The organism is Endozoicomonas sp. SESOKO1, assembly GCF_024606265.1.
Classification (GTDB): Bacteria; Pseudomonadota; Gammaproteobacteria; order Pseudomonadales; family Endozoicomonadaceae; genus Endozoicomonas.
The window spans coordinates 1-6424 of sequence record NZ_JAHHPP010000119.1; the positions used below are offsets into that span (position 1 = coordinate 1).

A 6424-nucleotide genomic window follows, 5' to 3' on the forward strand; every position below is an offset into this window, starting at 1 on the left:
AAGAACCGCCCGTTTACCCTGAATCGTTGAGACAGCGCCATCGCCACGCTGCCGAAGAATCTGAACGACATGCAGAGAAAAGCTCTGCCAGGGATTCTACTGCCGGGGAGAAAGCGAGAGCTCAAAGAGCGCTTGATCTGGATGAGCCTGTTCCAGTACTCATGAATCTGGATGAGTCACAGCAATCCTCAGGAAGTACACGACAGTCGCATACTGAAGATAATATACAAGCTGAAGGCTTTTCCCGGGCTGAAGGCTTTTCCCGGGCTGAAGGCTCTGACCGATCTGTTCGCTCACGTGAAACGTCCCGGTTAGATGCCGGGCCAGATGAGTTTGTCAGTCGTCCAAGGGCGGCATCCGGTCAGGGCAAGGCCCCGATTCAGGAACGTGACGTTGCGGCCAGAGAGAGCTCGAATCCTCAAAAAGAACTCAATCTGGGGGGGGGGGGGAGAAGGCTGAAAAGTTAAAAGACCGCCCACCTGCCAGTGAAGTGATCGTGATCAATGTGCTGTCAAAGGGCGGTGGCGTTTTTGCCGGTGAACAGCTGATGCAGTCCATGCTGGCGTCAGGCATGTGCTTTGGTGATATGTCGATCTTCCATCGATATGCCAATGCCGATGGTACTGGGAAAATTCTATTCAGCATGGCCAACGGCGTAAAGCCGGGCACCTTTACCATTGACAATCTGGAAGCCACTGAAACACCGGCCCTGAGCCTGTTCATGAGTCTGCCGGGGCCTGAAAAACCCATGCAGGCCTTTGCCCTGATGGAAGAGACAGCACGTCGTCTTGCCCTTGACCTGGGTGGCGAACTTAAAGATGAACTGTTCAGCGTGATGACTCAGCAGACCCTTGAACACTGTCGTCAGCGTATTCGTGAATATGAGCGAAAACAGCTGGCTAAACAGCCGGTGCATTGATATTCCTGCTGGCCTGGCAATTGCCATCTAATGTTTTCTTCAGCGGGTTCTCAGGCAGAGAACCCGCTGGCCTTTGATAATTCCATGAGCATGACTTCTTCTTCAGATATTCCACCTATTCCACCGGCTCCTTCCCCTGAGCTTGCAGAACAAGAGATACTTCAGCTGCGCCAGCAGATCAGCGAGCACAACCATCGTTACTATGTCCTGGATGAGCCGGAAATTCCCGACAGTGAATACGATAAGCTTTTTATCCGCCTGAAATCCCTTGAAGCTGCATACCCACAGCTGATTACGGAAGATTCTCCCACCCGGCGGGTCGGTGGTACTCCTCTGAAAGCGTTTGGTCAGGTTCGCCATGAACTGGCCATGCTCTCTCTGGATAACGCTTTTGATGCAGAAGATCAGGCGGACTTTGATCGTCGGGTTAAAGAGCGGCTGGACACCACTGAAGACATTGAATACGCCTGCGAACCCAAGCTGGATGGTATCGCTGTCAGCCTGTTATACGAAGATGGTCTTCTGGTCAGGGCGGCTACCCGTGGTGATGGCACTACCGGGGAAGATATTACCCAGAACATTCGTACGATTGAGTCAATTCCCCTTAAGTTGATGGGTAATGACTGGCCTCAACGCGTTGAAGTCCGGGGCGAGGTGTATATGCCAAAAGCCGGTTTTGAACAGTTAAACCGGCGAGCCAACGCCAAAGGGGAGAAAACATTTGTCAACCCGAGAAATGCGGCAGCTGGCAGTTTACGCCAGCTGGATTCACGGATAACGGCTAAACGACCATTGACGATCTATTGTTACAGTGTTGGTGTTGTCGATGGCGGAGTAATGCCAGACACGCACAGTGAGATACTTGCCTGCCTGAAAAAATGGGGTTTGCGAGTCAGCCCCGAATTGCAGGTCGTCAAAGGGGTTCAGGCCTGTGAGGATTACTATCAGGCCATGGCTGAAAAACGTCAGGGGCTGCCTTACGAAATTGACGGTATTGTTTATAAAGTGAATGCCATTGCCCGGCAGCAGGCGCTGGGTTTTGTTGCCCGGGCGCCGCGCTGGGCCATCGCCCGTAAGTTCCCGGCACAGGAAGCGATCACTACTCTTAAGGACGTGGAGTTTCAGGTAGGCAGAACCGGTGCTATCACGCCGGTCGCCCGTTTGCAGCCAGTGTTTGTGGGCGGGGTAACGGTCAGTAATGCGACCCTGCATAACATGGATGAAATTGAACGTCTGGATATCAAAATAGGCGACAGTGTCGTTATCCTCCGGGCCGGTGATGTTATCCCCAAGGTGGACCGGGTTATCCACTCCATGCGCTCTGAAGATGTTCGGGATATCACGTTGCCTGATCGCTGTCCGGTGTGTGACTCTGAGCTGGAACGTGAAGAAGCCATTTTGCGTTGCTCTGGCGGGCTGTTCTGTTCAGCCCAGCGCAAGGAGGCGATTAAGCACTTTGCCTCCCGCAAGGCAATGGATATTGATGGTCTTGGGGATAAACTGGTTGAACAGCTGGTTGATCGTCAATTGATAGCAACGGTGGCAGACCTGTTCAGTCTTTCTGCACTGGAGGTTTACGGGCTTGACCGTATGGGGAAAAAGTCGGCTGAGAATTTGATTCATGCGCTTGATCAGTCGAGAAAAACTACACTTGCCCGCTTTATCTACTCTCTGGGTATTCGGGAAGTGGGTGAGGCCACTGCACTGGGGTTGGCAAACCATTACCGTGATTTGAATAAATTAATGGCTGCTTCGGTAGACGACCTGCAAACCGTTGATGATGTTGGCCCTGTGGTTGCCGGTCATATTGAGAAGTTTTTCCGTCAGGAACACAACCGCGAAGTAATTGATGCACTTCTGGCCAATGGTGTGGAATGGGAAACTGAATTACTGGTTGAAGAAGAAGGAGATCAACCGCTTGCTGGTGAAACCTGGGTGTTGACCGGGACGTTAAGCGCAATGACCCGCGATGAAGGTAAAGCCATCCTGCAAAAAATGGGAGCCAAGGTGACCGGTTCCGTCTCTGCAAAAACATCAGCATTGCTGGCCGGTGAAAAGGCAGGGTCCAAACTGGCCAGGGCAGAGAAACTGGGAGTGCGTATCGTCACTGAAGATGACTTTATGCAGATGAGGCAGGCTTGGGGCGTGTAGTGTCTGCGGCAATTTGATTTGAGTGTGAACCACAGAGGTTATAAACACTCCGGGAAATTTGGACTGATGAAGCAAATTAAAGGTTATCTTTTCTCGGTGCTCTCTGTGATCTCTGTGGTTGAATATTGGAGGATGGCGGCTGAATGTCAAACCTGAGCCGAAAATTGTTTATCTTAACCGTATGTGCAGTGCTGGCAGGTTGTGCCAGTAAGGCACCACCGGGGCAGCCCCACAACCTGTGCAGTGTCTTCAAGGAGAAACGCAGCTGGTATAAAGACGCGAAAAAAGCCAACCAGCGCTGGGGGACGCCTATCCAGGTCATGATGGCCATTATGTATCAGGAATCATCTTATCGGCACGATGCCCAGCCACCGCGTCCATGGTTCCTGTTCATTCCATTACCCCGTAATTCTTCCGCCTATGGCTACCCGCAGGCCCAGGATGGCACCTGGGATGAATATGTCAGTGAAGCCGGGGGTTTCTTCCCCAGCCGTGAAGACTTTGGGGACTCCATTGACTTTATTGGCTGGTATACCCACAAGTCCCGCAGGATTAACGGTACATCGCTTTGGGCGGCAGATCAGCAGTACCTGAATTACCATGAAGGCTGGTATGGTTACCGAAAGGGAACTCACAATAAAAAGAAATGGTTGTTGAGCACTGCCAGTACCGTAAAGCGCAGAGCCAGTAACTACGGTGAACAGCTGCGCCGCTGTAACCTGTAGTATGAATTACTCTCCTATTTTGAACAGCTGGAACTTCATTGGCACTCCTGGCAATAGAGGTTGTTGCAAACCCTGAAGAACGCTCTCCGAGACAAATGCCTTCTCTCAGAATCAGCCTCAAGCACTTTGAGGCTGATATTCGCTTTGATGCTTCACGACACCAAAACAAATCTGTACAAGCTTCGGCATAGCCGCACCGATCGCTTGCATTTTGGTCTTGCCATTAGCCAGTAGCCGTTGATACTGGGCTTGTATGTCAGGGTTATGCCCAAGCTCCTGCTCGACCAGGACCGCCAACCAAGCGCCGTGTAGCGAAAGAATTTCCAGCAGCCGTTCCAGATCTTTTCTCTGGTCATGACTGGAAACTCGGCTGTAAGCCATTGTCTTGCCCTGAAGGTGTGAAGCCTGTCCCGTCATCAGCTGACTGGCGCTATGACGTCGATGACCTCCGGTAGTGCGCTCAGATACCCGCTTTCCAAAAGCCTCCCAGCGACGCAAAGTGGTGAGCGAGAGCTGGAGTAACGATTACTCACAACAAAAGTTACTCAATTTGAATAGGCTCGGGTAACTGAAGATAGGTTGTTAGATAGGTTTTTGTTAAATGAAAGAAACCCAGGATGTGGCAACTATTTTGTTTGCTGACAACTTTTCTTGAGAGTAATATCAGCTGCATAAAAATGAGGCCGTATAGTAGTAGGTCAACGGAATGGTACTCGCAGTATTTAGTCGAATCTTCTTGCGAAGGATCGCGTTATGGATAATGGGCCTGGGCATTGTCGGAACTCAAGCCTTTGCACATACACAAAACAATAAAGTGAATATCAGGCACATCGGCTTTTATTATGCCCACGATATCCCTGTCGATGAGTTATCAGCCTACGACCATGTCGTTCTGGAACCGGCTCACGTCACTGAGGCCATCACCCGTCAGTTCCTCGACCATGGCTCACAACCGGTTGCCTACCTGAGCCTCGGAGAAATCCACCGGGACCAAAGGATATCTCGCCCGCTGCCTGAGGGGTTGGTGATCGGTTACAACGCCCCGTGGCGCAGTGACATTATTGATCCCGGCCATCACTGGTGGCAGGACTATCTGCTGACAACCCATATTCCGGAACTGATTCGCCGCGGTTTTACCGGGCTGTTTTTTGATACTCTTGACAGTTACCAGTACACCAGGCCCTCTTTGAACGATCAGCGTCGTTATCAGCAGGGGCTGGTGAAGCTGATCAATGCTATCAAGTCCCGCTATCCGCAGCTGTCGATCATCGTCAACCGGGGGTTTGAGCTGTTTCCAGCGATCGCCCCGGCAGTGGATGCACTGGTGGCAGAGTCGCTGTTCCGCCGTTACGACGCGGCAACCGACAGCTATTCAGAAGTGCCTTATGCCGATCAGCAGTGGTTGCAAAACCAGCTGAACACAGTGCGGGAATTAAATATTCCCGTTACCGTTATCGACTACCTACCACAGGATGAAATGGACAACGCCCCGGCCCTGGCACGACGGATTGAACAGGCCGGTTATTCTGCCTGGGTAAGCACGCCGGCACTGGATTTTATTGGTACCGGGTTTGTGCAGCCCGTCCCGCGTAAGGTGCTGGTGCTTTATAACGACGCGGAAAAAGTGGCAAATTCGGAGGTTCACCTTTACTTGGCTCCCGTTCTTGAGCATCTGGGGTATACGCCAGTTTATCTCTCGACCGACCAGCCTTTGCCAACCTATCCTCTCACTCATCGCTATGCTGGTATTGTTACGTGGCTGACCAAGCCAATAGCGCAAAGCCTGAGTCTGCAACAATGGTTAATGCGGCAAATTGACCTGAACATACCTGTATTATTTGGTGGCTCTCTGTCTTTTGCTGACGCCACGCTGCTGGATTATCTGGGTATTTCTCGTCGTTCAACCTATCCACAAACGCCTCTGACAATACAGGAAGATAATCAGTGGATTCATTACGAACAACCGATAACGCCATCGTTGCTGAATACCGGTCTTGAGTATAATACTTCACCGGACAACACTCCCTGGCTCACCCTTCGTGATGGCTCAGGATATACATTTAATCCTATTGTTATTGGTCCCTGGGGAGGGCTAGCCCTTTTCCCCTATACCTTGGCAGTCAATAATAACGATAGACGAGCGTGGTATATTAATCCTTTTGAGCTTTTAACTCAGGCACTTCAACTCAAACATCAGCCTGCATACGACATTACTACAGAAAATGGACGACGTATTCTCACCTCACATGTTGATGGCGATGGTTTTGCCAGCCGCGCAGAGGTACTGGGAACACCCTATAGCGGTACGGTAATTATGAATGAAGTGCTGCGACGATTTGATATTGCCCATACCGTTTCCATTGTCGAGGGGGAGGTGGGACCGGAAGGCATATATCCTCATCTGACCGCAGAACTGGAACCAATAGCCCGTGATATCTTCCAACTCCCTAATGTAGAGCCAGCAAGTCACACATTCAGTCATCCTTTTTTTTGGCAACCTACAGAAGAACAACTTGCCAATGCTCTTTATGGGGCATCGTTACCCATACGTGACTACCAGTACGATGCGGTCAGGGAAATCGAAGGGAGTGTTAATTATATTAACCAACGACTGTTGCCTGATGATAAA

General features: G+C 50.9%; 6 protein-coding genes. 5 read left to right on the plus strand and 1 reads right to left on the minus strand.

Translation table 11 applies throughout. The annotated features are described in order from the left end of the window. The 4 genes from KDK13_RS06025 to KDK13_RS06040 form a co-directional block, all read left to right on the plus strand. The coding region (locus tag KDK13_RS06025) for a hypothetical protein (protein WP_257284067.1) at nt 1-467 on the plus strand (467 nt) is incomplete at its 5' end. A gap of 29 nt (nt 468-496) precedes the next feature. Then, a complete protein-coding gene (gene zipA / locus KDK13_RS06030; protein ID WP_257284068.1) occupies nt 497-919 on the plus strand; it encodes a cell division protein ZipA in 423 nt (140 codons plus the stop codon). A 90-nt stretch (nt 920-1009) separates the two neighbouring features. Further along, the gene (ligA, locus tag KDK13_RS06035; RefSeq protein ID WP_373692219.1) at nt 1010-3070 is read left to right on the plus strand and encodes an NAD-dependent DNA ligase LigA; all 2061 of its coding nucleotides are present in this window, start codon (nt 1010-1012) and stop codon (nt 3068-3070) included. Nucleotides 3071-3213: 143 nt separating this feature from the next. Further along, on the plus strand, nt 3214-3795 hold the full coding sequence (locus KDK13_RS06040; RefSeq protein WP_257284070.1) for a hypothetical protein: 582 nt from the start codon (nt 3214-3216) through the stop codon (nt 3793-3795). Between the two features lie 117 nt (nt 3796-3912). Here the strand turns inward: KDK13_RS06040 and KDK13_RS19160 are convergent, their stop codons facing one another. Further along, on the minus strand, nt 3913-4176 hold the full coding sequence (locus KDK13_RS19160) for a hypothetical protein (RefSeq protein WP_373692218.1): 264 nt from the start codon (nt 4174-4176) through the stop codon (nt 3913-3915). Between the two features lie 379 nt (nt 4177-4555). On the opposite strand from KDK13_RS19160, the gene KDK13_RS06050 reads away from it, so the two are divergent. Beyond that, the coding region (locus KDK13_RS06050) for an endo alpha-1,4 polygalactosaminidase (RefSeq protein ID WP_257284071.1) at nt 4556-6424 on the plus strand (1869 nt) is incomplete at its 3' end.